21 protein-coding genes are annotated in these 25,412 nt (G+C 59.4%); 4 read left to right on the top strand and 17 right to left on the bottom strand.

Translation table 11 applies throughout. The annotated features are described in order from the left end of the window. Positions 1 to 9: 9 nt before the first annotated feature. From ACI512_RS13905 to ACI512_RS13885, 5 genes are all read right to left on the bottom strand, one after another. Positions 10 to 2,160, bottom strand: coding sequence for a lipase family protein (locus tag ACI512_RS13905; RefSeq protein WP_236382334.1), 2,151 nt, complete (start codon positions 2,158 to 2,160; stop codon positions 10 to 12). Positions 2,161 to 2,174: 14 nt separating this feature from the next. Then, complete coding sequence (locus tag ACI512_RS13900; protein WP_236382333.1) at positions 2,175 to 2,954, bottom strand: hypothetical protein; 780 nt, start codon at positions 2,952 to 2,954, stop codon at positions 2,175 to 2,177. Then, positions 2,947 to 3,783 carry a DUF4123 domain-containing protein gene (locus ACI512_RS13895; protein WP_236382331.1) on the bottom strand — a complete coding sequence of 279 codons (837 nt, stop codon included), beginning with the start codon at positions 3,781 to 3,783 and terminating at the stop codon, positions 2,947 to 2,949. Before ACI512_RS13895 ends, ACI512_RS13900 begins: the two co-directional genes overlap by 8 nt. Then, on the bottom strand, positions 3,783 to 5,801 hold the full coding sequence (tssI, locus tag ACI512_RS13890) for a type VI secretion system tip protein TssI/VgrG (RefSeq protein ID WP_236382329.1): 2,019 nt from the start codon (positions 5,799 to 5,801) through the stop codon (positions 3,783 to 3,785). The genes ACI512_RS13895 and tssI overlap by 1 nt, the downstream gene beginning before the upstream one ends. A 302-nt stretch (positions 5,802 to 6,103) precedes the next feature. After that, complete coding sequence (locus ACI512_RS13885) at positions 6,104 to 7,090, bottom strand: diaminopimelate epimerase (protein ID WP_236382318.1); 987 nt, start codon at positions 7,088 to 7,090, stop codon at positions 6,104 to 6,106. 349 nt (positions 7,091 to 7,439) lie between these two features. Here ACI512_RS13885 and ACI512_RS13880 point away from each other — a divergent pair, with 349 nt between their 5' ends. Further along, positions 7,440 to 8,591, top strand: a complete 1,152-nt coding sequence (locus tag ACI512_RS13880) for an MFS transporter (protein WP_405121845.1) — start codon at positions 7,440 to 7,442, stop codon at positions 8,589 to 8,591. A gap of 58 nt (positions 8,592 to 8,649) precedes the next feature. Here ACI512_RS13880 and ACI512_RS13875 read toward each other — a convergent pair whose 3' ends face one another. The 11 genes from ACI512_RS13875 to ACI512_RS13825 form a co-directional block, all read right to left on the bottom strand. Beyond that, positions 8,650 to 9,579: a hypothetical protein gene (locus ACI512_RS13875; protein WP_250948322.1), complete on the bottom strand. Its 930-nt coding sequence runs from the start codon at positions 9,577 to 9,579 to the stop codon at positions 8,650 to 8,652. A gap of 644 nt (positions 9,580 to 10,223) precedes the next feature. Then, positions 10,224 to 11,033: a hypothetical protein gene (locus ACI512_RS13870; RefSeq protein WP_236381429.1), complete on the bottom strand. Its 810-nt coding sequence runs from the start codon at positions 11,031 to 11,033 to the stop codon at positions 10,224 to 10,226. A gap of 269 nt (positions 11,034 to 11,302) precedes the next feature. Beyond that, positions 11,303 to 11,947 (bottom strand): CGNR zinc finger domain-containing protein, encoded by a 645-nt coding sequence (locus ACI512_RS13865; RefSeq protein ID WP_236381427.1) that lies wholly within the window; start codon positions 11,945 to 11,947, stop codon positions 11,303 to 11,305. Between the two features lie 96 nt (positions 11,948 to 12,043). Continuing rightward, the gene (cysC, locus tag ACI512_RS13860; protein WP_012723341.1) at positions 12,044 to 12,658 is read right to left on the bottom strand and encodes an adenylyl-sulfate kinase; all 615 of its coding nucleotides are present in this window, start codon (positions 12,656 to 12,658) and stop codon (positions 12,044 to 12,046) included. Further along, positions 12,655 to 13,884 (bottom strand): nitrate/nitrite transporter, encoded by a 1,230-nt coding sequence (locus ACI512_RS13855; protein ID WP_236381422.1) that lies wholly within the window; start codon positions 13,882 to 13,884, stop codon positions 12,655 to 12,657. The genes cysC and ACI512_RS13855 overlap by 4 nt, the downstream gene beginning before the upstream one ends. A 9-nt stretch (positions 13,885 to 13,893) precedes the next feature. Continuing rightward, the gene (locus ACI512_RS13850) at positions 13,894 to 14,664 is read right to left on the bottom strand and encodes a bifunctional 2-polyprenyl-6-hydroxyphenol methylase/3-demethylubiquinol 3-O-methyltransferase UbiG (protein ID WP_043205123.1); all 771 of its coding nucleotides are present in this window, start codon (positions 14,662 to 14,664) and stop codon (positions 13,894 to 13,896) included. Positions 14,665 to 14,671: 7 nt separating this feature from the next. Next, complete coding sequence (locus tag ACI512_RS13845) at positions 14,672 to 15,808, bottom strand: hypothetical protein (RefSeq protein ID WP_012723338.1); 1,137 nt, start codon at positions 15,806 to 15,808, stop codon at positions 14,672 to 14,674. Continuing rightward, entirely contained in the window at positions 15,805 to 16,530 is a 726-nt protein-coding gene (locus tag ACI512_RS13840) for an SDR family NAD(P)-dependent oxidoreductase (protein WP_236381421.1), read from the bottom strand. The genes ACI512_RS13845 and ACI512_RS13840 overlap by 4 nt, the downstream gene beginning before the upstream one ends. Before the next feature lie 10 nt (positions 16,531 to 16,540). After that, positions 16,541 to 17,269, bottom strand: coding sequence for a sulfotransferase family protein (locus ACI512_RS13835; protein WP_012723336.1), 729 nt, complete (start codon positions 17,267 to 17,269; stop codon positions 16,541 to 16,543). Then, complete coding sequence (locus ACI512_RS13830; RefSeq protein ID WP_236381420.1) at positions 17,266 to 18,489, bottom strand: transaldolase family protein; 1,224 nt, start codon at positions 18,487 to 18,489, stop codon at positions 17,266 to 17,268. The genes ACI512_RS13835 and ACI512_RS13830 overlap by 4 nt, the downstream gene beginning before the upstream one ends. A gap of 25 nt (positions 18,490 to 18,514) precedes the next feature. Then, positions 18,515 to 19,219 (bottom strand): HAD family phosphatase, encoded by a 705-nt coding sequence (locus tag ACI512_RS13825; protein WP_236381419.1) that lies wholly within the window; start codon positions 19,217 to 19,219, stop codon positions 18,515 to 18,517. 253 nt (positions 19,220 to 19,472) lie between these two features. On the opposite strand from ACI512_RS13825, the gene ACI512_RS13820 reads away from it, so the two are divergent. The 3 genes from ACI512_RS13820 (at position 19,473) to ACI512_RS13810 (ending at position 23,122) form a co-directional block, all read left to right on the top strand. Further along, positions 19,473 to 20,273 carry a glucose 1-dehydrogenase gene (locus tag ACI512_RS13820; RefSeq protein ID WP_064055447.1) on the top strand — a complete coding sequence of 267 codons (801 nt, stop codon included), beginning with the start codon at positions 19,473 to 19,475 and terminating at the stop codon, positions 20,271 to 20,273. Next, on the top strand, positions 20,266 to 22,092 hold the full coding sequence (locus ACI512_RS13815) for a glycoside hydrolase family 15 protein (protein WP_405121844.1): 1,827 nt from the start codon (positions 20,266 to 20,268) through the stop codon (positions 22,090 to 22,092). The genes ACI512_RS13820 and ACI512_RS13815 overlap by 8 nt, the downstream gene beginning before the upstream one ends. A gap of 124 nt (positions 22,093 to 22,216) precedes the next feature. Next, positions 22,217 to 23,122 carry an alpha/beta fold hydrolase gene (locus tag ACI512_RS13810; protein ID WP_236381417.1) on the top strand — a complete coding sequence of 302 codons (906 nt, stop codon included), beginning with the start codon at positions 22,217 to 22,219 and terminating at the stop codon, positions 23,120 to 23,122. On the opposite strand, the gene ACI512_RS13805 is transcribed toward ACI512_RS13810, so the two are convergent. Next, the gene (locus ACI512_RS13805) at positions 23,119 to 25,329 is read right to left on the bottom strand and encodes an ATP-binding protein (RefSeq protein WP_236381416.1); all 2,211 of its coding nucleotides are present in this window, start codon (positions 25,327 to 25,329) and stop codon (positions 23,119 to 23,121) included. The two genes, ACI512_RS13810 and ACI512_RS13805, sit on opposite strands and share 4 nt — an antisense overlap. Positions 25,330 to 25,412 lie beyond the last annotated feature (83 nt).

Genomic DNA, 25,412 nt, shown 5'->3' with positions numbered 1-25,412 from the left:
AGGCTCTGTTCAGGCAATCGAGTCGATATCCAGTGTTTGCGCCCTCCCCCATTCGCCAGGCATGGCAGGAGGGATACTGGCGACCTGGGCCAGCTCGCGGTTTTCATGGTGACTGAACCAGCGCCTGAGGCTCGGTTGCAAGCTGGCGCTGTGGGCTTGACTGCCGTAGACATCACGCGCGTCCAAACGGCGCCAGCGCAGGGTCGCAAGGCGCTCACGACTGGTGTGCAAGCGGTCGATCTCGGCGTTCAAGGCTTCGTTGTGCTCATAGCCCCGATCGTTGGCGGGCTTCAGGCGGACCAGTTCGCGGCGCTTGTTGCGCAGTTGCTGGCGCATGGTTTCAAGTGCGTGATCGAGCCGTTCAAATTCTCTCGGTGTGACCAAGGGCCCGCTGCTTTCCTGGGTTTGTTGCCAGCGACGTAGCGTCGCCCAGGCGGCTGGGATATAGCTGGCGGTCATGAAGTGCTGATTGGCCTGAAACAGCTGTTTCAGCAGATTGTCACGGTCAGGCATGTCACCGTGGAGTTGCAACGCTCGGTTGCAGCCGGCTTCCTGGATGGACTCACAACCGGGTTTCCACAACACTGAAGAATGCGTGCCATCTGCGAGCATGATCGGCATGAAGTGTTGCTGTTCGCCATGGTGCTGGTAGGGATTGCCACCGAAACGTACCAGGCCGGCCGCAAACAGCAGGCCACCGGACGCGGGGGCGCTGAAGAGTGTGACGGCGCCGGGGATCCAGAGTTTGGCGGTGGTGTTCATCCACGGAGCCGGGACGCTGGGGACTGGATCGTTGTGGTTGACGATGCGGTGGTGGACCAGGCTTGAGGCACCGAGGGTGAATTCGGAGTCGGCGGCGCGCGGGGCACCGTAGGTGTAGAGGAGGATGTTGTAGTTCCCCTCCGGCGCTCGGCGCAGGCCTTCTGCCAAGAGCAAAGCGATTGCGCCACCCAGGCTGTGGCCGCAGATGATGATTCGTTGGCCGGTGTGAAACTGAGTGAGGTAATGCAGCACGAAATCACGCATCGCCCGATAAGCCTGATAAAACCCTTCGTGCGCCTTGCCGATACCCTCGGCGAAAGCCACCTGATGAGCGTCTGCATCCCGTAGCCCATCTGCAGCGCTGGCAGTACCCCGTACCGCAATCAGGATCACCTCATCGTGATGACTGATAAATGCCTGCGTGTCAGTACCAAATTCTTCATCATCAAAAAAATGCAAACTCGCGGGGTGCTCCTGCTTCTCCGCTAATTCAGGTCGGTTTTGGGGGTACAGCGTGGGATCGAAAGGCAAAATCTCGAAGCGCCGGGAATACGGGACCTCTTCGTAGAGCGGATAGAACCGTTGCTGTTGATCTGCATCGACTCGCCAGGCTTCGTGATAACCCGAGAGCTTTTCAGCAAAAAAATGACCGACGCTTGGGTCGAAGGGGAATCGAACTGCGTCCCGAGGCCGTTGAGGTGGCTCCTGGCCGAAATTGCAATAACTCAAGGTGGCCATCAACGCCAGCTGATACAGGTTCAAGGCACAGAAGCTGTCTTCGGTTGAAAGCATCGGACGCAACGCTCGCAGTGGCCGAACCTCCAGGACGGTATGGTTGTTGGGAAATAATACGATCCCCGCCAAGGTCGATTGGGGCGGCCCGAAGCCAAGGTCCGCCAGCATCTTTAACGCGTGCCGCTGGGGTTGGTGAGTTCGCTGCGCAACCGGTGGCAAGTGGGCGACATGACGGACCAAGTCGCGAACTTCAACTTGATAAAACCGACTGGTTGTTGGTTGAGCCGGATCACCCTCAGTACGCCGACCGTCGGAGCGAGCAAATCGAGTGTGTTCCGCCCGAATTTGAAGCTCGGTGATAGGGAGCTTGTAAGCTCGGCGCGACATCAGTTGCTGATACAACGGCTCCGTTCCTGAATACAGGTCGTCAAAAACAAGGGCCACAGGCCCACAGTAAATATCTTTGAGTGTGGCGAATCCGTTTCCGTCCAGCCTGCCTTTGTATTGTTGCCCCGCGCTATCGTGAAGGGTGTAAGGCAACCCACCGTAGGCCGTCCCAACGCCGAGTTCATCTGCCAGGCAAAAACTCACCCAATGCCCGCGCAATGGACAAGCCGGCTTGTTATCACTGAAAAAAGGTTGCTTCCGTGCGTCCAACATCATGAGTTTGCTCCTTGTTACTTGCACGATGGGTAGACATCACAGATGCGACCATCGGGCATTTTTATAGGCTTAAAGTCGGTGGTATTACCGTTGCAAAACGCGTACAGGTCTTCAAAGCTGTTACCTTTACAACGCTTCCATCCGCCAGGTACTGCCACCCAGGTACCGTCAAAATACGGTTCCTCCTCGTCAATTAAAGTCAGCGTCACCCTGAGTGTCTTTCCCGGCAACTGATCCCGCTGCACCACGTGTCCTGATCCCTGTCCGTGTGGTTGACGGGCCACCTCAAAAGCCTTGCATGAAAGAACCTTGATGATCGCGTGTTGCGGCCCCGCCGTCCGAAACAACCACTGACATTGCTTGTGCAATTCCTGAACGCCCGAATCTGGCATCCCAGGTATATCGGCGTTCGAGGGATCTGTGATTGAGAAACCTGCGAGGTCTCCCCCGACGTCTGAATATCGGGTCCCCCACTTCGCATACGTTCTAAAATCCACACTGCGCAAAACCGTAGGGCACCCTTCAATGATCTCCGTCAGCGGTAGCTCAAAACTCACGCGTTCAGCCACCGGTTTGTAACGCGCAATAAAGATTTTCCTCTCGGGCCTTTTGCCTCGACGTCTCGGCAACGTGCACGTTTCCCCAGTCGCGGGACCATAGTTGGCGCCGCCGATGAAGCGAAACTCCGCCGGCAAATCCACCTCCAACGTAAACCGTTCAACCGGTTTGCTCACGCACCCCGCCTGCCCTATCATCGCCAGCACAATCAACACGCCCCACCTTCGCCTAGCCATTTTTTCCTCCTGTCAATTCCCACTGGGCTGCCACCCGTTCAAAATGCTCTCCCGGTGCCTCCCCACCCCGCGGCCCCCACTGAACGACCGTGCCCCGTGTGGCCTCTTCCAACCGTCGTACCACCAGAAACTCCAGTTGCTCGGGCCTTCGCCACTGCCAGGTGCGAGCCTGCTCCAATACCTGCGCCAGCCAGATTCTTGGGTCCTGGAATTCCGCTAACGCGACCAGGTCTTCACTGTGCTCGGTCAACAGGTAACGCAGGATATTGGCCTGCAGGATGGCTTCAGCGTTCGGGTTGGGGGTGTTCAGCCAAGGCGCGGGGTTGGGCACCGGATGTTCACCGGGGGCCGGGTTGTCAGCCGTGCGCCAGCGCTCTTCGTGCCAGTAGCAAACGCTGAACAACGGGCCGAGGAATTGCGGCCAATGTTCCGCGCGCAGATAGGCCAGTGCGCGTGCCAGGGTGCGGTTGTCGTGAAAGCGGTACATCGATTGCACACCTTCCGGGCCCACCAGCAGCCTGTCACGCCAGTGCCGAGTCACGACGTCCAGGTCTTCGCTTGGCAGGCTGCCCAGCCAGCCCCAGTTGTTCTCGGGCTGCTGCAAAAGGCCGAGCAATGCAGGCTCGTTCATCTGCTCCAGCAACAAAATCACTGGGCCTTGCCCCGCCAGTTCCGCCAAGTCGGTCTCGGCGTAGAGGCTGCGATGCTGTGAAACATCGCGCATCGCCAGCAGTGGCTGACAGGCTTCATGCTGCCCCTCAAGGATCAAACACAACCGATGTCCTGCCTGATGCTGTTGATCCATCCATTGGCCTGGCATGTTCTGCATCAAGCAGCCCTCCCCGGCAGATCACACAGGCCTTCGCGGCAGCGCTCGCACACCGGGCAGTAGTCGGCCCCCAGTTGGCTGGCCAGGTTCATGAGGGTGCCTTGCACCACGGAGATCGCTGGCCTGTCGGCCGCCGCTAACGCATTCGCCGCTCGGGTCACGGAGGGTGAACCGCCCAGGGTGATGGGCCGACTGCTGAAGATGCCCCCCGCCTGGATGACCAGGTGCTCGCCGCCCGCCTTGAGGCTCAGTTGCGCCCCGGCATCGATCACCAGGCTGGCACCGGACTTGAGGTGAAGCTGCTGCCCCGCTTCGACGAACAAAGTCTGGCCAACGTGGGTCCGGCTATCGCCGTGTACATCGAGGTGATCGCTGGCCTTGAGTACGACGCTGCGATCACCCGTGACCTGGCGATGCTCCTCGCTGCCCAGGTGAGTGGTGCTCATACCGTGGATGACTTCCCGGCGTTCGCCCGCCACCTCCAACCGGCTGTCATGGCCGACCTGCTGCTCCAGGTCCCGCTGTGCGCGAAGATAAATCAACTCCTCGCCGCGGCGGTCTTCCAGGTACAGCTCATTGGCGCCCGCGCCGCCGGGGGAACTGCAGCTGCGCAAGACACTGCGGGTCTTGTACTGCGGGAGGGGATAGGCCGACCTGTGCGACGCATTCGGCAGGCAACCGTTGATCAACGGTTGGTCCGGGTCCCCTTCCAGGAAGGTCACCAGCACCTCCATGCCCACACGCGGAATCAGCGTTGCACCGAACCCGTCACCGGCCCATCCGGACGCCACCCGGACCCAGCAACTGCTTGTATCATCCGACGTATTCAGGCGGTCCCAGTGAAAGCGCACCTTCACCCGGCCATAAGCGTCGCAATGCACCTCCTCTCCGGGCGGCCCGGTCACGGTTGCGGTCTGGCTGCCATGGATGCTCGGCTTGGGATGTTTGAGGGACGGTCGATGTACCGCTTGCCAAGGGGTCGCCGTGAAGCGATTGCGATACCCCAGGAACCGGTCAGTCGCGGGCGCAGCCTCCTCCAGCACCTGCGGTTGATAGCCCTCGTGACGCACCGAAGTGATGAGCCACAAATCGTTGCAGGACGGGTCGGGGTGATCGCGTAATTCAAGAAAATGTCCACTGCGCAGCGCGGGTTGATCACTCCTGCCCAATGCCCGAAGACGGTCACGTTGGTGACGCTCCAACCCCCGCCGCGCCAAGCGCTTACCCCGGACATGGCCGCTGAATCCTGCTGGGTAGTGATAATCCTCAAGAGGATGCGCCGGAGCAGAACCGGCGGTGTCCTGCAGAAGCAACGAAGGGTGTTCGAAATCATGATCGCGGCGCACCGTCGCCTGGCTGCGTGTGCCCAAACGCACCTCGAAACGCTGGATAACCTGCGTTTCGGCCTGCGGCCCGCCAGCCGGGTAATAGCGCTGCACCGGCAAGCGGCGAAACACCGTCTGGTCGTCACCGAACACCAACAGATGAGCGTCCGTGCTGTGACGAAAATGGTAGTGAATGCCCTCCTCTTCACACAGCCGCTGGATGAAGTGCAGGTCACTTTCCGCGTACTGCACACAGAACGTGCGCGGCGGATAAACCACGGGGCCCAGCTCGAACACGTAGGCGTCCGCCAGAATGCCATGCTGTTCGAGGACGGCGGCGATGATCTGCGGCACGCTGCGCCGCTGGAAAATCCGCTGGTCGCGCCGATGCGCAAGATAGGCCAGCCGAGGTGCCAGGGTCAGGTGGTAGCGCGTGGTGCGCTGACCTGGGTCATCTCGGCCTATCGCGTAGATATGCCCATGCAGGCCTTCGTTCGCGTCACCGAAATCCAGGTAGGCGGGTTGGTGGAGCAACGTCTCCAGCGCTAGGGAGGGGTTTTCACTCACGACCTGTACGTGGATGAAAAACGCTTGATCAAGGACCTCGCTGCCGTTGAATGCCAGCACTTGGAAGTCGATATTTATGCGTGGAAGAATAAGTTTGAAACGTGACGAAACAAACGCGTTAACCATCCGTTGTTACCCGCCGCTAATGAATGACCGCCCTGAAATACTCTCTCTCGCTAAAGAATAAGTGACCGAGAAAAAAGCGCCTGAACGCCTCAAAGCTTAGCGATTACGGGGAAGAATCGGCCGCGCAAAAATAAAAAAGAAGTTTCGTACGAAGAAGTTGGAAGTGTCTTTTACCAAATGAAAAAACGAGGCAATGCGCCACTTCTTAGTCATAAGAAATGCCCTACATTAAAGTTCGTCACGATAACTAACTAACAGAGAAACAGCCGACGCCAAATCACAGCGTCAGCCGTTAAGAAACCTCACCCTTGCAGCCGCGCTGCACCGAACAGACTGACGCTCAGCAACGTCTTGTCCTGAGTGAGCAAGCGCACCGGCGCAATGCCACCAGGCATGACCACGGCAATATCACCGCTCTCAACCCAGCCTGCACGCCATGCCGCGCATGCCACGGCACTGGCGCTGGTTCCGGAAGACGCAGTGGGCCCCTCTCTGCGTTCGAACACCCGCGCGATGAGTCGATTGCGGGACTCTCGCGCCGCCCATTGCAGGTTGACCCCAGCCGCACAGGGTTGCCCGCCGCCTGCGGGAGGTGCAAAGGCAATCGCCTTCAAGGCTTCGAACAGGGCGGGCTGCTGCATTTGTGCGTTGTCGGGCAATGCCGACACCCGCTCGACCAACGTCACACAATGGGGGTTGCCCACCCGTACAAATTGACTGGTGGCCCACTGAGGGTTGATCGCCGTCAGCTCACTGATGTGGCTCAGTTCGGCCTCCTCCAGAAAGGCTTGATCAACCCCTTGGGCCCCCACCGCCGAGGGTCCGAACGTGGGCAACCCCAGTTCAAGCCAGAACCCCGCAACGTCCTCACGAACGGACGGCTCCACCCGAGTGGCGACGGGCGATACCGCATCCGTTTTGTCGTGGTGTACGCGCAATTCACAGGCGTCAGTCATCAGGGCCTGTTCGGTCAGTGCCTGGGCAAAAATCGTCAAGCCATTGCCGCTGCGCTCGGCCAAAGAGCCATCCGTGTTTACGATCAACAGGTCAAACGGCGGCTCGGCCTGGAACGGCCCGACCAACAAACCATCACAGCGATGCGCCTTGGCATCAGCCGGGCGTGGTATCGCGCCCCAGCCGCATTCGGAAGCGACGGCCGATGCCGTCCAACGACTGCGAGTACGCGCGGCCAACGCCGCGCTGTCGGGCACCTCAATGCCCTTGTTTCTTAACAAGGCTGGGCTGACCACGCCATAGACGTTGCCGCGGGCATCGTAGAACAGGGTCATAGCGTGGTTTGCCTGAACAGCTTCATCGGGTCGTCCGTTTGGTTGCCTGCACATTCAGGCAACAGCGTATTACAGAACCTACCGACAATGGGAGGCGGCCTGGAAGGTGGTAATCACCGTGAGCACGAAGGGGTTCAAAAGCCCTCACGGAGATTACGCACCTTCCAGGCCGCCTCCTACACACCCGATACTTCTTACGTGGCTGCAAACTGCCCAGCCGTTCCAAGTGTGTAAAAATAAAATTCACGCCCGGCAAAACGCCAAGGGAACCCCGCTCGCGAACCAACGCCTGATATGCAAGGATGTCGCGCCGGACATCGTTCGTTGAACGCCAAACCAAGGACTTTTCATGACTGCCATCTCCACCTCAGCGCCCGTGGTTCCCGGGCGGCTGGAGCAAATGTCGACCCGTATCGCCTTCTTCATTGCCGGCTTCGGCATTGCCGCCTGGGCACCGCTGGTGCCGTATGCCAAAGCCCGTGCCGAACTGAGTGAAGGCACACTGGGCCTGCTGCTGTTGTGCCTGGGCGTCGGCTCGATCATTGCCATGCCCGCAGCGGGTGCCTTGGCATCGCGCTTTGGCTGCCGACGCGTGCTGAGTGCCGGGACGATCATGATCTGCCTGGCTTTGCCGGTGTTGGCGACGGTCAGTTCGATTCCGTTGCTGATGGCGGGTTTGTTCCTGTTTGGTGCCGGTTTAGGCACGGTGGATTCCACCGTCAATCTGCAAGCCGTGATCGTCGAACGTGCCAGTGGCAAGACGATGATGTCCGGTTTTCACGGGCTGTTCAGCCTGGGTGGGATTATCGGCGCGGGGGGGGTCTCGGGATTGCTCGGGTTGGGCCTTTCGCCACTGCAGGCTACCCTGGTGGTGATCGTCATCACGCTGGCGGCACTGCTCAAGGCGGCACCGCACCTGCTGCCGTACGGCAGTCAAAGTTCGGGCCCGGCGTTTGCCGTTCCGCGTGGCGTGGTGCTGTTTATCGGTTGCCTGTGCTTTATTGTGTTTCTGGCCGAAGGCGCAGTGCTCGACTGGAGCGCGGTGTTCCTCAGTGCCGAGCGCGGCCTGGACGAAGCCTATGCAGGCTTGGGTTACGCAGCCTTTGCCTTGACCATGACGCTCGGACGGTTGACCGGTGACGCCATCGTGCGCCGGCTGGGCGCTACTCGGGTGATCGTGGCTGGCGGTGCACTGGCAGCGGTCGGCACATTCCTCGCCACCTTATCCCCGGCTTGGGAAATGGCCTTGCTGGGTTATGCACTTGTAGGTGCCGGGTGCTCGAATATCGTCCCGGTGCTGTATACCGCTGTCGGCAAACAGAACGTCATGCCAGAACACATTGCCGTGCCGGCCATTACCACCCTGGGCTATGCGGGGATATTGGCCGGGCCGGCCTTGATCGGGTTTATCGCCCATGGCAGCAGCCTCGCTACGGCCTTCCTGTTGATCGCAGGGTTGCTGGCAGCGGTGGCGGTGAGTGGAAAAATACTGCGGGTATGAACGTTAAGCAGCACGAGCGGCTTGAGTATTTCAAGCAACTCGTGCCCCTTGAGCGTCTTTAAATTCCCCTCTCTTGCTTGTCCTCCTGCAGCCAGCGATCAAGGCTGTAGTTCTTCAACCACCCATCGTCGTTACGACTGCCGAACAGGCTGAAACCATTGGCTTTGTAACTGTCCAGAGAGTCCATTAACCCGGGTCGCTCCGTGAGATTCTTGGCCAGGTACACCTCTTGCTCAGTGTATTTTTTCAACGGAAACCCGGTGCGCGGATCCCGTACCGCTTCACCGTTGTTGTCCGTTACGTTAGGGTCCTTGCTGATCTCGGCAATCGTTTCCCTTTTCACGTACCGGTGTTTTTCTGAGCCAAAAAAGGCACTGAAGTCTTCCGACTTGTCCCGCCAATCATCAAACTTCCCCCTGAATGCCTGCACGACCTGCGCATCGGTTTTCGCATGGAACGGATCGGCGCTCTGGGTATTGGGGTTGGTATTGCCGATCTGTGAGTCGCCCGCTTTGGCAAGGCTTTCATGGGTGATTTCACCGCCTTTGGCAACAATCGCATCGTTCAGCCGGGGACGGTTGAGTATCTCTCGCGCCAACATGATAGTGCGCTCCGACACCTTGCTGCTGCTGGGTTCTTCTTTGGCTATTTCCTGCAAAGATCCCTGGGTCAGTCGACCATCTTTCTTGAAGGCATCCAGTAATTGCAGGTTGTTTTTGAGGTCGGTCGCCAGCAAGTGGTCGTCTGAGCTGACAAAGGGGTTCCCAACCTTCGACATGCCTCCATACAGGTTCTGGCCGTCAAAGTGACGATCGGCGCCGTTCGCGAAACGGGTGTTGAATGTCTGCAACGCTGGCAACGGCTTACCCAATGCTCGGGTATCTACCTCATGGCGAAACTGACCATTACCCGCACCTGCTGAGGGATTATTCGGTGCATTTAATACCGCTATTTGCGTGCGGCCCAGATTATTGACAATTTCCGCCATGATTCACCTCTACCCTATCTAGATTTTCGTAGCCTGGGCCTTGATTACCTGATCCGCAAAACCGACTCGAAATCAACATGGCACAAGCACCAATTGAGTGGTGCTCAGAAGACAATGGTTCCGAAGACTGCCGTCCAAAACGCCGGACTTACCCCAGTGAATCTTGAGCGTTTGTAACCCGCTCACCTGGCCGGGCCATCCATGGCGTGGAACAGCCCACTAGCGGCTGGACAATTTGTGCCAAAGGTTGGCAAATAGGCAGAGCAAAGGATTGGATCCTGGCTCCTCAGTGATCGCTCGAGTGCCTTTGTCAAAATCTTCGGCGGTGGGCGCCTTGAAGCTGAACTTAGGCGAGGATGTGAGGTTAAGCCCCTGTGGCTGGGACGTTCCCGGGGTCTCTGGCTGTTGCGCAAGCGTAGCCATGGCCGAGACGTCGTACTGGGAGTGACGGGATTCAAATGATGTCGAGTTCATGGTCCAGACCTAATCCGGTAGATGAAGGCCCCCATCGGTAGTCAATGACCGGTGGATATTTACTCTGTGGTGCGTTTTTGAAAACGGTTCCTGCGGGTGGATCTGTATTTCCTGTACCACGCGTTTGCCAACCTCTGCCGCGCAGTCCGCGACAGAGGCCCGCCCCACGCCTAACGAAGCAGTTGGTACAACTCCTGCTGAGAGATCTTTCCATCGCGACGCCAACTGTCAACGTTGTCCATCATCGACCTGAGGTCCGAACGGGCCATCACTTCCCTCGACAGCTGGGTGAGATGGTCGCTGAATGGGTTGCCGGTCAACGCTTGCGACGCACGTGCGCTGAGTTCGCGGAGCTTGATCGTGCTGCTGAAGTAGCCGCCCTTCAGCGAATTGAAATGGGTCAGCATTTCTCGCACGAGTTGCTTGTCGTTATTCAACTTCAACGGGTTATCGGAACGAACAACGCTACTGATGTCGTCCTTGGACAAACGGCCATCCAATGCCCCCGTACTGCCATTTCTATCGAGCGCTTGCATCAGACCGGGACGCCGCAACAGTTCCTTCGCCAGTCGGATATTCGGGTCCAGGGAGGGGTTGCCGGTCAACGGTCGATTGGCCATTTTCTGCACGCTCTGGGGCGTCACACTGCGTGAAGGCCAGCGGCCCTTGAACGCCCCATAATTATCCAGAAGCCCCTGGGCCAATTGCTCATTACTTTGTTTGGAGTAATAGGGGTCCGGTAACGTCGGGTCTGGACGCGGCGGCGGGCCGGGGTTCGGGCGCACACCGTCCGGCACTGGGCGCGGCGGCGGGCCGCTGAATACCGGGCCGCTTTGGCTGGACTGCGATGTGAAACTGACACCTACCGTGATCTGGGCACTTGATGAGGTACCAGACCGCTCAGTATTGGGTTTTGCCTCTGCAAGAGGGGCATTATCGGTGGAGGGAGCGACGCTCTGATTGAATGCTGATACCGACATTTGGTTCTCCAGTTCGGTGTGTTCAGGCGCCTGACCTCACCGTCCCAGCGACCCTGACGCTCAATAAGCCGTCCAGGCAACCAGCAGAGGCAGGCATATCCTGTGTGGCAGAACGGTGGGAAGCGGTTCCTGAGACAGCTGAAAACTTCCAGAACCCAAGTAGGAAGAGCATCGGCAGGGTTGAGAGATAACCCCCTATGTTGGACAGCATTACCGCCCAACCTGAGCAGGAAGCGCGGCAATGTGGTGAGTCAACGGCGGATCAGAACCTAATGGGGAGCGCTCACCTGTTTGAGACGGCTGAGTTTTTCGCGGCTGCCGCACACGCTCATCTGGCACCATTTGCGCTGTTTGTTCTTGGAAATGTCCATGAACACCCAATCGCAATCCGTGGCACTGCAACTGCGTAGCGCGTGCAGATCACCCGACACCAGCAACTGCGTGGCCTCGATAGCCAGGCGTCCCAGCACCATGGCCGTCAGTTCCTGCGCCGTGGTGCAGGCTTTCCACGCCCAGGCAGGCTTACCGTCGACCGACCGCAGCACCCGCCAGGCGACGCCTTGCTGGAACATCTGGTTGATCTGCTGCAAGGCCTCGTCGGGGGCGGCGTGGTTCATTGATAACGGATAGAACACCTCATACAGGCATTCCCTGAACGCAATAACGGCGTCCAGGTCCGGTTGGTAGGCGATCGACGACTCGAACACCATGGGCTTGTAGTCATCAAACTCTCGGGCTGAGATCAATGACGCATGCAAGGCCCATTCGAAGAAAAACTGAAAACTGGTGAGCCGCTCTTCGATGAGCTTGAGCGCGGTGCCGGGACGCCGGCCATTGGTGGTATTGATAAAGTCCAATACCCGGGCCCCACCAATCAGACGGATCGATTTTGCAGTGCCCGTAAAATGTGTCATGCCTGCTCCTGAAAAAACACGTTCTCCCTGCGATGGCGCAGATTACCTTGTTTTTTCGAGTTGCAGACATTGGCATCTCGGCGCAAAGACCAACGGCTAAGTGCGAGCGTCGTTGCGCGCCACCCAATCCAGAATCGTCTCGACAGACTGCGCCACTGAAAGCGCCTGGGTATTCAAGTGCACTTCCGGAAACACCGGCACGTCATAGCGGGAGTCAATACCGGTGAAGTGCTTGATCAAGCCAGCGCGGGCTTTTTTATACAGACCCTTGGGGTCACGCTCTTCGGCGGTTTCCAACGGCGCATCCACATGCACTTCGACAAAAAACTCATTGCCGATGATCGAGCGCGCGTAATGCCGGCTGGCCGAAGAAGGTGAAATCAACGCCACGATCACCAGCAACCCCGCCTCCAGCATCAACCGCGCCACTTCGGCGACCCGGCGGATATTCTCATCGCGGTCGCTGTCGGTAAAACCCAGGTCCCGGCACAGCCCGCCACGCACCGAATCGCCGTCGATAATGGCGGTGAGCCGCCCTTGTTCCTGCAGGGCAATATCCAGCGCATCGGCAATGGTCGACTTGCCTGACGCAGAGATACCCGTCATCCAGATCACGGCTGGCTTATGGTTCGTTTGCGCGTGTTCGGTGCGCCGGTGGTTGAACGCAAACGCATGCAGATTCTGGTTTGGACTGTCTGGAAAATAACTCATGGCCGCTCACCCTCCGTCACCGAAACAGGTTGTTTACCCAGCATGAACACCATCACGCATTGCACGAACAGCAGCAGCGCAACCACCCAATACACGGTCGAGAACGACCCGGTCAGGTCCTTGGAAAAACCGCCGAGGAAATTGCCGCACACCCCACCCAGGCCGATCAATACGTTGGCAATACCGAAGGCCTGGGTCAGTCGGCTGACCGGCACAATTTGCCCGATGTAACTGGGGACCAGCCCGAAGATGGGATAGAACGCCAGCGCAAACAAAAACGCGGCCAGGTAGAACAGCGGGAGGCTGTTGAAACTGAACACCAGGGTGGCGGCCAGCCCCGCACTCAGGAAACACATCGCCAGCGACGCCCGCACCCCCACCTTGTCGGCAATCCAGCCCACCAAGAAGCCCGACGCCATGCCCACGGCGCCGATGGTGGTCCAGATAAACCCGGCATCCTGGACCGACACGCCCAGTTCATCGCGCAGGAACGGCGCCAGGTAAGTCTGAAACGGTAGCAGCGCCATGCCATTGAGGAAGGCGATGGCCCAGGTCAGGTACAACGAGCGGCTGAGCCAGGGCTGGCGGCTGTCAAATGCAGTGGCTCGCTCCCCGGCAAACCCGCGGTCCTGGCTGGCGGCCAGGTTGCGCAACAGAAACCAGGCCACCACGCACAGGGCCACCGAGATCAGCCCGGCGGTGAGCCAGATCGAGCGCCAGCCGCCATTCAGGGTCAGGAACGACACCAGCAGGCCGTTGATAAACACGCCATAGCTAGTGCCGCTGGAGATCAGCCCCATGACCCGCGAGCGATTGCCGGGGCTGAAGCCCTTGGTGACGATTTCCGCCAACGGGATGTACACCGAGGCGGAACAGCCGCCGAGCAGGATCAGCAGGGCTCCCGATACCCAGATGCTGTCACTGACACTCAGGCCCAACAGCGCCAGGGAGGTCATCACCGTGGACACCAGGCTGATTTTCCAGCCCTCGAAATACCGGCTGATCACGCTGGTGACCGATGAAAACAGCAGGAAGCCGATCTGCGCGCCGCCGGTGATCAGGCCCACCGTGGTGTAGTCGAAACCGATGTCGCGACGCATGTCCACCACCAGGTTGGCGAACAGGTAAACGCCAAAGCCATAGGTACTGGCCACGAACCCTGTGAGGACCACCGCCAGCACGACGCTGTCCAATGGGCGGGTATTGCTCTGTACAAGTGTGCTCATCAAGCCTCCTTATTCGGCGCGCGCAGTGTGGATGACGAAATCACAATCCATCATGTCGTAGTCACGTTCGAAATCACCGTAGCTCTCATGGTCGGTAAACCCGGACTTGAGCACCTCCCCCTTCAATTCCCCCGGCAACAGCGGGTAAACCTGCAGCCTGTACTGCTCCTCGTTATCGAACGAATAGATGAACTCACACAGGTGCTCATCAACCTGCCCCAGGCTGACCGAAGCCTTCGTACCGCAGTAGTAGTAATGACCGCTGGCTTTGAATTTGCCGGCACGGATGGCGAAGAAATTGCGCTGATCCACAATCAGCAGGCCACCTGGCTTGAGCAAGGCCCTGAATTTCGCCAGCACCCGCAACCGATCGTGCGCGGCGAACACATGGCACAGTGAACTGCCCAGGCACACCACCGCATCGAACTGGCCAAGCTCCTGGGAATCCAGTGAATGCCAGTCGCGGTAATGGGACTGGATGTCCAAACCGTGTTTGCGAAAGTTCGCTCGTGCCTTGGTCAACATGGTACTGCTGCCATCCGTGGCGACGACATCGAAGCCCGCCTGCTTGAGCTGCACCGCATGAAAGCCACTGCCCGTCGACACATCGATCACCGACTGCACGCCGTGGCGTCGCAGCAGCTTTTCAAAGAACCCGTCCTCCCCTTCCTTGCGCTTCTCCCAATCAATCAACTCATCCCAACGCTCGACGAAATCCGCCGAATACTGCGTGGCATAACTGGCGACTTCGTTGTGCTTACGCCCCGACATCTGATTCATCACACACCTACCAGGTTGAATTCTTGAAGGACAGATACTTGCTCGCCAGCTCGTAGGCGAACTCGGCGGACTGCTCGATCGACATGGTGTGCTTGGAATAGCCCAGCATCGATTGCATGACGGCCATGCACTGCGGGTTGTACGTGACGGAACCATCGCAATGGATTTCGTCGATGCCATCCTGGCTCTGGCAGATCGTGTTGATGCGTACCGCCTCGTCCATTGGGCAAGCCTCGGAGAACTGCACCTCGATCCGCCCGTCCTGCAACTGCACCGGATAGCCGCCCGGAAGCCCGAGAGGGCCTGGCGCATGCACCAACACCGGCGTGGACGAAAACAGCCCTTCGATGACGGTGACGGCGGAGCACGCGGTGAGGAACTGCCCGTCCACCCCACCCAGGCGGCGGTACTCGGATTTCACCGTAGAAAAAATCGCCTCGGCCGGCAGGCGAGCCACCTCCGGCCGGTCGCGCACCTCATACAACAGGCGGTAGCTGGCGCGTGGAGGCAGGCCTCCGCGTGGCACGTAATGGCTGAAGTAATGCTGGGCATACAGCTGCACCTGCACATCGGCGGGCGCACATTCGAGCAACCGCGCAATGGAAAAACGCACGGCGGGAATCAGGTTGGCCACATTGCCCACGCCGATGTCCGGCGCCAGACCGATGCGCGCCAGGATCGGGTTGACCGCATCCGGGAACGCTGCGTTCACGGTTTTGGTGGTGATGCCGGACGCTTTTACTGCTTGCATCAGGCAATGCATCAACGTCAGGTGCATCGGCAGCCAGGGGCCGAACTGGGCCTGGTCGAGCTTTTCAAAGGAGAGCTTGGGCAACCCGGTGATGACCCGCCAGGACTGCAGCGACGCACAGTTCACCAGCATGTCCGGGGCTTCTTCACGCAGCAGCCGCGCGACCTTGCCGATGTCGGTCAGGTCGGCAATCACCGGCTTTATCGCGATGAACTGCCCCAGCTGTGCGCACGACAACGCCACTAAGTTGCATAACCGAATCGTTGCTTCTTCAGTGCGGCCCAGCACTACAAATTCGAAGGCGTTCTTCGGCGCCAGAATCTTGAGGATCTGCAGGCACAGGTTGCCGGCGCCCACCAGCAGCAGTTTTTTCTTGCGCACTGGATGGCTCATCGTGGGTAGGCTCCGTTGTCGACCGGAATCACCCGGCCGGTGATGTGCCGCATGGCATCACCGACAAGCAGCAAGATAACCTCAGCCACCCCACTCGGCAGGATCGGCTCCTTGAGGACCTCCTGGCGGGCGTATTCGGCGCGTCGGTATTCGGGGATGGTGCCGTAGATGGCGGTTTCATGAATCAGCGCCGGCGACACCACGTTCACCCTCACGAACGGGGCAAAGTTCCAGGCGTTGGCCTTGGTCAGGCCGATCACCGCCGCCTTGGTGGCGCCGTAGAGAGCGTCGCAGCTGCCCACTTCACCGGCCACCGAGGCGATATTGACGATGCTGCGCGGGGCTTCGTGCTGCATTTCCCGCTCGGCGAAATCCTTGGAGAGGTACACCAAGGCCTTGAGGTTGACGGTGAGAATCTCGTCTATCTGCTCGTCGGAATAGGCGTAGACACTTTTACCGTGGTAAATGCCAGCGTTATTGACCAACCCATAAATAGTCGCATGGCGCTCATACAGCGTAGGAATAAAACCCTTGATAACATTCATGTCGGAAAAGTCCGCAACATGCGCCTCGAAGACATCGGCACCGTAAAGACCTTGCAGCACGTTCAGACCTTCGGCGTCCTTGTCGGCACCGATAACGAAGTAGCCCTGTTGAATCGCCATCTCTACAGTTGCCCGACCAATTCCGTTGGCTGCCCCGGTCACAATCAACTTTTTCATACAACAATCCTTATTGACAAAACTCATTCATGCGCGCGTAAAAAGTTTGATGGTATTCGTACATTTCCTTTAATTTCGGAAACTGCTCGAATGCCCGCAAGTCGACCGATGTTTTTTCCGGCGACACAATACGCTCACTGTTTTCTGCAGCCACATGCCAACTGCGCCAGGTTTTCCATTGTTGTGGGCATTCGCGCTTCCACGTCATCGCGTGTGGCAGAAACTCAATACCCAAGTAATCACACAGTTTGCGAATCACCCGTTCCGGATCGGCGGCCAGGTCATCCGCATTAATCACATAAGGCACGTTGCCTGTCAGTTTGGTGACCACGCAAAAGATGTCGTACAACGCTTTATGCCCAATGGCCTGCAACGGCATATCAGGGTGCACCCGATGATGGGAAATAATGCTGCTGGCGGGTTCGCGAATAAGAAAGATATTGGCCTGTTGCGCGAGAAAGCCACTGTCTACTTTTAAATCGTCCAGGCAGTGGTAACACATATCTTTATGAAACACGTTAGTGCGTTCGCGGGCCTTGAGTAGATGCTCTTTTATACCCTGGTAAGTCGTGGGCAAACTGTGGTCCCATTCATCCGAAGGAATCGCCGAATCCGCTGAAAACGCCATATGCGCAAAGGGCTCGTGGAAAACCTCGAAATCCCCCCGCTCGATAAACACCCGCTCCAGTACGGTGGAGCGCGAACGTGGATGTGCCCACAACCCGATCATCCGGTTCATGCGATCACCCCGAATTCGGCCGCCAGCAACGCGTTGAGGGCGCGCTTGAAGGGCTTTGTCACCGGGCAGAGCCGAACGCAGTAGTCGGCCAGACGCCGGTGTGCGCTGTTGGCCTCATTGCAGGCGTTGAGGAAGGCCTCGTGGTTGCCAAAGTCGTACGGCTCGATGCTGTCGACAAAGTAGGCTTCATAGAAGTACGGGATGCGAATCAGCTTCGCGAACGTCGACGCAGGCGGCTTTTGTGGTCCCACGGCGGGCACTACCGGTTTACCGTGGCTTTCACGCTCGACCAGAAACTCCACGATGTCGGGGGTCAGCGTGTAGCACGTCGCGGTCTGCCCGGTCTTTTCCAGGTGCCAGCAGTGCTTGTTGCCCCGCTCGTCCACGTCGACCTTTATGCTCGACAGCAGGGTTTTGACCGGCACGGTCGAGGCCGCCACCAGCGCCTGGATCTGCTCGTAAATCATCAACTCGGCCCAGCGCAGTTCCTCGGCGCTCAATGCCAGGCCGCGTTCGGCCGCTTGCAGCGTGAATTCAGGCTGGCAGGCGAAACGCCCGATCATGAAGGTGATGACGTGGTTGCAGTGGGCGGTGTCGACACCGTTGCTGCGCGCCGTCGCCAGGCCGCGCTCGATGGCCTGGATGCCGGCCTGGAACTGGGCGACCGTGAAGCAGAAGGTGATATTGACCGACGCGCCTTGGGCCACCAGTTGTTCGACTGTTGCCATGCCTTCCAGGCTGCCCGGCACCTTGACCATCACGTTCGGTGCCAGGCGCTGCAGCTCCAGGCCCCTGGCCGTCATGCGCTCGGCGCAGCGCACATCCACCGGGTCGACCTGCGCGGAAATCCAGCCTTCGGCCTGTGCCGATTGCACCCAGCGCGGCTGGAGACTCGCGGCCCCTTCGATGATGACTTCGTTGTACAGCTGCTTGCGCAACTCATCCGGAGAGAGGCTGGCAAGGTTGAAGCGTGAAGACCAATACTCACGCTTTTCGAGGATAACGGCCGTCACCAATCGGGGGTTGGTGGTCACACTGCACAAGCCCCAGGGTTTGGAAAAATCATCCGGCATCAACCTTTCTATATAGGTAGCCGCCGCCGGGTACTTTTCCAGCAAGTGGTGTTTGTAAGGCAGGTACACAGCAGGCGATGAATCCCACCAAACTTGCGAACATTGATCGTTGCGCTTAAGTCGTTCCAGGTAACCAAGTGTATTCACGACGCCTCCTCCCTGAGTAATGAGATCAATTAAAAATGGTCAGTAATTCACGTATATCGGTAATCGGCACTGCGCCGACTGCGACCAACTGTGAATGCCGATACGTCGGACCAAAACCGATAACACTAATATTGGCAGCGACCGCCGCCTGAATACCCGTAACACTGTCTTCAATCACCAACGCGTCACTGACATCGACGTTGTAAGTGTCACACGCCGTCAGGAATACCAACGGATCAGGCTTCCAGCGACCGACTTCATAACAACTGAATATTCGCCCTTCAAAATAAGAAAACAATCCAGCAATACGCAGACAGTGTTCTATCTTATTGCGCGGCGCACTCGAGGCGACGCAATAGGGAACCTTCAGGCTTTCCAATACTTCAACCATCCCCTCAGTCGCCTTCAAACTGAGTGTCAGTGCTTCCAGGGCCTGCTGGCGAAAACGCTGTTCAAACTCAGTGTCCAGCGTGAGTTTTAATATCTGTTCAGCTTCGCGCAGACAATCCGCAATCTTGCGACCACGGAAGTGTTCAATAAAGCGGGTTACATCAAGCAACCTGTCGCGCGAAGCAAGCGCATTAAGCATGGAGATCAACACAGACAGGGTTATTTCTTCACTTTGGACGAGTACGCCGTCGCAATCGAAGATAATTAACTTAGGCACGCCAACTAAGGCCGCTGCTTTTACCTGACCAGGTAGTTCCCCTATATCGGCCGAAAGGCACATAGGTATCTCTTATAGGTGGCCCCGCGATGACTTCCGAACTACCAACGGAGCGGGTTGAGGTGTGCCTATAAGACACGTGGCGAAAAAGCCTGTCAAACGCTTTTGAGCGGTTTTTTAGTATCTTATGGTTATTTTTTATAGTTCTGTTATTCCATTTTTCACCATGGTTGTAGTCGCTAAAATCACACGGATGAACTTCCCCTGCGCGCGGCCAGTCAGCTACTGGAACTCACGTATTTAAGGTCGGTGAGCAATGCGTATCTCTTTGGAGCAACAAGTGGCCCTGGTGACAGGCGCCAGTTCAGGAATCGGCGCCGGCGCGGCCAAGGCCCTGGCGCAAGCCGGAGCGGCCGTGGTGCTGAATTACAACAGCCAGGCCGCGCCGGCCGAGGCCCTGGCGAAGCAGATCAACGCCGAGGGTGGCCGGGCGATTGCCATCGGCGCCAACGTCTCAATAGAAGAAGATGTCGAACGGCTGTTTGCTCAGACCCTGGATGCCTTCGGCCATCTGGACATTCTGGTGGCCAACTCCGGCATGCAGAAGGACGCCAACTTGGTGGACATGACCCTTGACGACTGGAATGCGGTGATCGGCGTCAACCTGACGGGCCAGTTCCTGTGTGCCCGCGCCGCGGTGCGCATCTTCAATCGCCAGGGCGTGCGCGAAGGCGTGTCGCGGGCTGCCGGCAAAATCATCCACATGAGTTCGGTGCACCAATTGATCCCGTGGGCCGGGCACGTGAATTACGCGGCGTCCAAGGGGGGCGTGGAGATGCTAATGCGCACCCTCGCCCAGGAAGTCAGCGAACAGCGCATCCGCATCAACGGCATTGCGCCGGGGGCGATCCGGACGGCAATCAACCGTGCCGCCACCGAAGGCGCGGCAGAAAAAGAGCTGCTCAAGCTGATTCCCTACGGTCGCGTAGGCGATGTGGAAGATGTGGCCAACGCCGTGGTGTGGCTGGCCAGCGATGCCTCCGACTATGTCGTAGGCAGCACACTCTTTATTGACGGCGGTATGAGCCTTTATCCGGAGTTCCGTGGCAATGGTTGATTTGAAGAACGAACCACAGAGCGCCATTGATGCCCACGGCATCATTGGCGATATGCGCAGTGCCGCATTGGTAAACGACAAAGGCAGTATCGACTTCTTCTGCTGGCCGGAATTCGACAGCCCGTCGATCTTCTGCTCGCTGCTGGACAGCCCTGATGCCGGGATTTTCCAACTCACCCCGGACCTGCCCAACGCGCGCCGCGAACAGATCTACCTGCCCGACACCAACGTGCTGCAAACCCGCTGGCTCAGCGACGAAGCCGTGGTGGAGATCACTGACCTGCTGGCCATCAGCGAAGAAATCGATGACCTGCCGTTGCTGATCCGCCGGGTGCGAGTAGTCAGTGGCAAGGCCAATATTCATCTGCGCTGCGCGGTACGGCATGACTACGCCCGCACACCGACCCACGCCAACATCGACGACGGCACCGTCGTCTTCAGTGCCGACGGCCAACCCGGCCTGCGCCTGTCCGGCAGCCATCCGCTGCAGATCAAGGACGGCGCCGCCGTGGCCAGCTTTGTCCTGGACCAGGAAGAAGGCTCCGAGTTCGTCCTCGGCGGCCAGGACGATGAACGCGTGGACAGCCGTTGCACCGACCTGGCACTCGCCCACACCTTGAAATACTGGCGCGGCTGGATAGCGCAGTCGAACTACCGTGGGCGCTGGCGCGAAATGGTCAACCGCTCGGCGCTGGCCCTCAAGCTGCTGACCTCGCGCAAACACGGCGCGATCATCGCCGCCGCCACCTTCGGCCTGCCCGAAACGCCGGGCGGCGAACGCAACTGGGACTACCGCTACACCTGGATCCGCGATGCGTCGTTCACCGTCTACGCTTTCATGCGCCTGGGCTTTGTCGAAGAAGCCAACGCCTATATGCGCTGGCTCAAAGGACGGGTCAGCGACTGCTGCAGCCAGCCGACCAAGATCAATATCCTGTACGGCATCGACGGTCGCCAGGAATTGCCGGAGGCCGAACTCGAGCATTTTACCGGCCACGGCGGCGCCAAACCGGTGCGCATCGGCAACGAGGCGTTCGACCAGATCCAGCTGGACATCTACGGCGAGCTGATGGACGCGGTGTACCTGGTCAACAAGTACGGGGAAGCCATCTCCCACGAGGGTTGGAAACACACCGTCGATGTCGCCGACCAGGTCTGCGAAATCTGGAACACCGAGGACGTGGGCATCTGGGAAATGCGCGGCGAGCAGCATCACTTCCTGCACTCGCGGCTGATGTGCTGGGTCGCGCTGGACCGCGCCATCCGCCTGGCGTCCAAGCGTTCGCTGCCGGCGCCATTCGCGCGCTGGGACCAGACTCGCCAAGCGATCTACGCCGACATCTGGAGCAATTTCTGGAACGAAGAACGCGGGCATTTCGTGCAGCATACCGGCAGCACCGCGCTCGACGGTTCGATGCTGCTGATGCCGTTGGTGCGCTTTGTCGCGGCGACCGATCCACGCTGGCTTTCGACCTTGGAAGCCATCCAGAAAAGCCTGGTACGCGACGGTATGGTCTACCGCTACCGCAACGACGACAGCCAGATCGACGGCCTGCAAGGCACCGAAGGCGCGTTTGCGGCCTGCTCATTCTGGTACGTCGAATGCCTGGCCCGTGCCGGTCAAGTGGAAAAGGCCCACCTGGAATTCGAACAACTGCTGCGCTACGCCAACCCCTTGGGTTTGTACGCCGAAGAATTCGACAGCCAGGCGCGCCACCTGGGCAATACGCCCCAGGCCTTGAGCCATCTGGCGCTGATCAGCGCGGCGACCTTCCTGGACCGTAAGCTCAGCGGCGAGAAAACCACCTGGCAACCCTGAGGTGGCGTGTGCATGATGGGCAGGCCCTCGACCATGGTCTCGACAAGTCACACTATGGCCTTCAATCGTGCGCCAGCCCGTCACGCCCATCGGCTAGCGTTCCAGCACCTGAAAGGAGCCCACCATGACCACCGCCTTCCCCCTGTACTCCGTACGCACTTCCATGCTCGACATGGCGTATGAAGCCCACGGCCCTGCCGACGGTGCGCCGGTGATCCTGCTGCATGGCTTCCCCTACGACCCGCGCGCCTATGACGAGATCGCGCCGGTGCTGGCCGCGCGCGGTTGTCGGGTGTGGGTGCCGTATCTGCGCGGTTATGGCCCGACGCGGTTTATCAATGAGCAGGTGATGCGTTCCGGGCAGCAGGCAGCGTTGGCCAAGGACCTGCTGGAGTTCATGGATGCGCTGGGCATTGCGCAAGCCACCCTCGCCGGCTATGACTGGGGTGGGCGTGCCGCGTGTATCGTCGCGGCGCTGTGGCCCGAACGGGTGCGTGGGTTGGTGACCGGCGATGGCTACAACATCCAGGACATCGGCAAATCCCTCACGCCACGCACGCCTGCGACGGAGCATCGCTTGTGGTACCAGTTCTACTTTCACACCCAGCGCGGTGTCGACGGTTTGACTGCCAACCGCCGTGAGCTCTGCAAGCTATTGTGGTCACTGTGGTCGCCGTCCTGGGCCGAAGGGCCGGGCCTGTATGACCAGACGGCGGCGTCGTTCGATAACCCGGACTTTGTCGAGGTGGTGATTCACTCCTATCGCCACCGTTTCATGTATGCGCCCGGCGACCCAGCGTTGGAATCCATCGAGCAGGCCCTGGCACTGCAACCGACGATTTCGGTGCCGAGCATTTCGTTGTGCGGCGCCGATGACGGTGTAGGTCCGCCGCCCGAGGTGGATGATGACGTCGAGCATTTCAGCGGGTTTTACCGGCGCCAGGTGTTGCCGGGCGTGGGCCACAATATGCCTCAGGAAGCGCCGCAAGTGACCCTCGCGGCGATCATTGAGTTACTCGACCGGCCCTAAGGCGCCGCCGGGATCCTGAAGCTGAACACGCTGCCCTGCCCCGCCACGCTCTCGGCCCAGAGCGTGCCGCCATGGGCCTGGATAATGCCATGGGAGATATACAATCCCAGCCCGCTGCCGGTAGGGTTACCTTCGCGGGACGTCCAGTAGCGTTCGAAAATGTAGGGCAATTGCGCCGCGCTGATGCCCACCCCGTTGTCACACACGCGAAACAGCACCTCGTCGTCCGCCGCTTGGGCGATCACTTCGATGGCGCCCCCCACGTCAGTAAACTTCAGGGCATTACCGAGCAGGTTGGAAAATACCTGGAACAACCGCTCCGGATCGGCCTGGATGTGTAATCCCGGCTCAGCACGCCAGGTCAGGTTGATACCCTTGGCTGCCGCCAGCGGGTGCCACATCAAGCCGAGCTGATCGAGGGTCGCCTTAACTTCCAGCGGTTGCAGGGCGACCTGGTAACGCCCGGCTTCGATGCGCGAAATGTCGATCAGGTCCTCCAGCAGGTTATTCATGCGCGACGTGGCGTTCTGCATGGTTTCAATGGCCGTGGTCAGACGCAGGTTGGCCCTGCTGTCGTCGGCGGGTACCAGCTTGCGCATCATGCCGCATTGCATCAGCAGGATCGTCAACGGGCTGCGCAGGTCGTGGGAGACCACCGCCACCAGTTCATCGCGTGCATGCACAGCCGCATGTTCGCGCTGTACCTGGCGCGCCAGGTCAAGCTCAAGGGCATGGCGGCGCAGGCTCTCCACCGCCAGCAGTTCCGAGGCCGACCATTCCAAGGCCTTGCCGTCGACCTGCTGCTTCCACAGCTCAAACGACAGGCGCGGGCTCAAAGGCTTGGCACCTGCCTCCTGATGCTTGATCGGCTGGCCGCTCCAGTTCACCGTGGATTTCAGCTCAGGGCGAAACCACATCACGGCGTTGTCCACCGGTTTAGGCAAACGAAAGGCCAACAAGCCACTGGCGATCGCTGAGTAGGCGGCGGCCGGCGGGAAGTCGATAGCCAGCTGGTGGCTGGCCACGACACCTTTGCCTTGCGCTTGCACCCACGGGTACAGGGCGCGTATTTCAGCCTCGGTCGGGCACACCCCGAAGCAGTGCAGGCGCTCCTCGACCAGAATCGCCAGGCCGTCGGCGAGGGTCAGGTTCAACAGGGTTTGCACATGGGGCAGCAGGCTTTCCATCACATCGAGGCTGTCGCCCGCCATGGCGTTAGCCAACGCGTCGATCATGCCGGTTTTTTCCTGCTGCTGGCGGCGGGCTTCCTTCTCTTGCAGCAAGGTGATCTGCATCGACAGCAACTGGCCGATGCTGGTACAGGCCGTGCGCAACTCATGGGGCACACGCAAGGGCTCGCGGTGCCCGCAGGTGATCAAGCCCCAGAGCTGCTCGTCCTTGAGCAGGGAGATGCTCATCGACGAGCGCACGCCCATATTTTCCAGGTACTGGCAGTGCACGGGCGAGACGCTGCGCAGCACCGCGAAGCTGAGGTCGAGCGGACGGCCGTTATCGGGGCGCAGCGCGGGCAAGATCGGCACCGGTTCGTAGGCTGCGTCGGGAATCACGCGGATCCAGTTCAGCCGGTAAAGTTCGCGGGCCTGGGGTGGGATATCCGAGGCGGGGAAACACAGGCCCAGGTACGGCTGCATGCCATCGCTCAGGGATTCGCCGATGACCTTGCCATGCCCTTCCTGCTCGAAGCGGTAAAGGGTGACACGGTCGTAGCCGGTCAATGCGCGGATCTCGGTGACGCAGATCTGGTACAGCCCATCGAGGCTTTTCGCCGATTGCAGGCGGCGCAGGGTCCGGGCAACACGCATGGCCGCGGTATGCCGGGGCGTTACGGCACGCTCCAATTCAAGAAACAGCAGGCCCTGATGGCGATGCAGCAACGCGTCGAACAGCTCGCCGTTGAGCGTCACTTGATGCAACTCGTCTTCATCCGACTCCAGGTCCGCCAGCGCCAGCCGTACCTGGGCCAGCGCGTCAGCGCCGATCAAACTGCCCAGCGCCTGGCCGGACAGTGGCGCGGCGCCCAGGCCCAGCTCGGTACTGACGTTGGCGCTGGCCTGCAACACCCGCAGCGTCGGCTCACTGAGCGTCAACAGCAACCCGTGGGGCTGGATCGAACCGGGAATATGAATAGGCTCGCTGGCGCAATCGTCCCGCAGAGGATCAGCGCTGATCGCAGGCAATGGTTTCATGAGCAAGGTGACGCCGGGGGGGCGAAGGGAACAGCGGCGCAGTGGAGGACGATCACTGCGGAGGGTAGTTCGCCAACATAGCA

This window comes from Pseudomonas petroselini, from assembly GCF_045037875.1.
In the GTDB taxonomy this organism is placed as follows: domain Bacteria; phylum Pseudomonadota; class Gammaproteobacteria; order Pseudomonadales; family Pseudomonadaceae; genus Aquipseudomonas; species Aquipseudomonas petroselini.
This window is presented reverse-complemented; position numbering and strand designations above follow the sequence as displayed.

Excerpts from the sequence above, each read along its gene's own strand:
- ACI512_RS13905 (WP_236382334.1), bottom strand. The coding sequence starts at position 2,160 with ATGATGTTGGACGCACGGAAGCAACCTTTTTTCAGTGATAACAAGCCG.
- ACI512_RS13900 (WP_236382333.1), bottom strand. The coding sequence starts at position 2,954 with ATGGCTAGGCGAAGGTGGGGCGTGTTGATTGTGCTGGCGATGATAGGG.
- ACI512_RS13895 (WP_236382331.1), bottom strand. The coding sequence starts at position 3,783 with ATGCAGAACATGCCAGGCCAATGGATGGATCAACAGCATCAGGCAGGA.
- tssI (WP_236382329.1), bottom strand. The coding sequence starts at position 5,801 with ATGGTTAACGCGTTTGTTTCGTCACGTTTCAAACTTATTCTTCCACGC.
- ACI512_RS13885 (WP_236382318.1), bottom strand. The coding sequence starts at position 7,090 with ATGACCCTGTTCTACGATGCCCGCGGCAACGTCTATGGCGTGGTCAGC.
- ACI512_RS13880 (WP_405121845.1), top strand. The coding sequence starts at position 7,440 with ATGACTGCCATCTCCACCTCAGCGCCCGTGGTTCCCGGGCGGCTGGAG.
- ACI512_RS13875 (WP_250948322.1), bottom strand. The coding sequence starts at position 9,579 with ATGGCGGAAATTGTCAATAATCTGGGCCGCACGCAAATAGCGGTATTA.
- ACI512_RS13870 (WP_236381429.1), bottom strand. The coding sequence starts at position 11,033 with ATGTCGGTATCAGCATTCAATCAGAGCGTCGCTCCCTCCACCGATAAT.
- ACI512_RS13865 (WP_236381427.1), bottom strand. The coding sequence starts at position 11,947 with ATGACACATTTTACGGGCACTGCAAAATCGATCCGTCTGATTGGTGGG.
- cysC (WP_012723341.1), bottom strand. The coding sequence starts at position 12,658 with ATGAGTTATTTTCCAGACAGTCCAAACCAGAATCTGCATGCGTTTGCG.
- ACI512_RS13855 (WP_236381422.1), bottom strand. The coding sequence starts at position 13,884 with ATGAGCACACTTGTACAGAGCAATACCCGCCCATTGGACAGCGTCGTG.
- ACI512_RS13850 (WP_043205123.1), bottom strand. The coding sequence starts at position 14,664 with ATGAATCAGATGTCGGGGCGTAAGCACAACGAAGTCGCCAGTTATGCC.
- ACI512_RS13845 (WP_012723338.1), bottom strand. The coding sequence starts at position 15,808 with ATGAGCCATCCAGTGCGCAAGAAAAAACTGCTGCTGGTGGGCGCCGGC.
- ACI512_RS13840 (WP_236381421.1), bottom strand. The coding sequence starts at position 16,530 with ATGAAAAAGTTGATTGTGACCGGGGCAGCCAACGGAATTGGTCGGGCA.
- ACI512_RS13835 (WP_012723336.1), bottom strand. The coding sequence starts at position 17,269 with ATGAACCGGATGATCGGGTTGTGGGCACATCCACGTTCGCGCTCCACC.
- ACI512_RS13825 (WP_236381419.1), bottom strand. The coding sequence starts at position 19,219 with ATGTGCCTTTCGGCCGATATAGGGGAACTACCTGGTCAGGTAAAAGCA.
- ACI512_RS13820 (WP_064055447.1), top strand. The coding sequence starts at position 19,473 with ATGCGTATCTCTTTGGAGCAACAAGTGGCCCTGGTGACAGGCGCCAGT.
- ACI512_RS13815 (WP_405121844.1), top strand. The coding sequence starts at position 20,266 with ATGGTTGATTTGAAGAACGAACCACAGAGCGCCATTGATGCCCACGGC.
- ACI512_RS13810 (WP_236381417.1), top strand. The coding sequence starts at position 22,217 with ATGACCACCGCCTTCCCCCTGTACTCCGTACGCACTTCCATGCTCGAC.
- ACI512_RS13805 (WP_236381416.1), bottom strand. The coding sequence starts at position 25,329 with ATGAAACCATTGCCTGCGATCAGCGCTGATCCTCTGCGGGACGATTGC.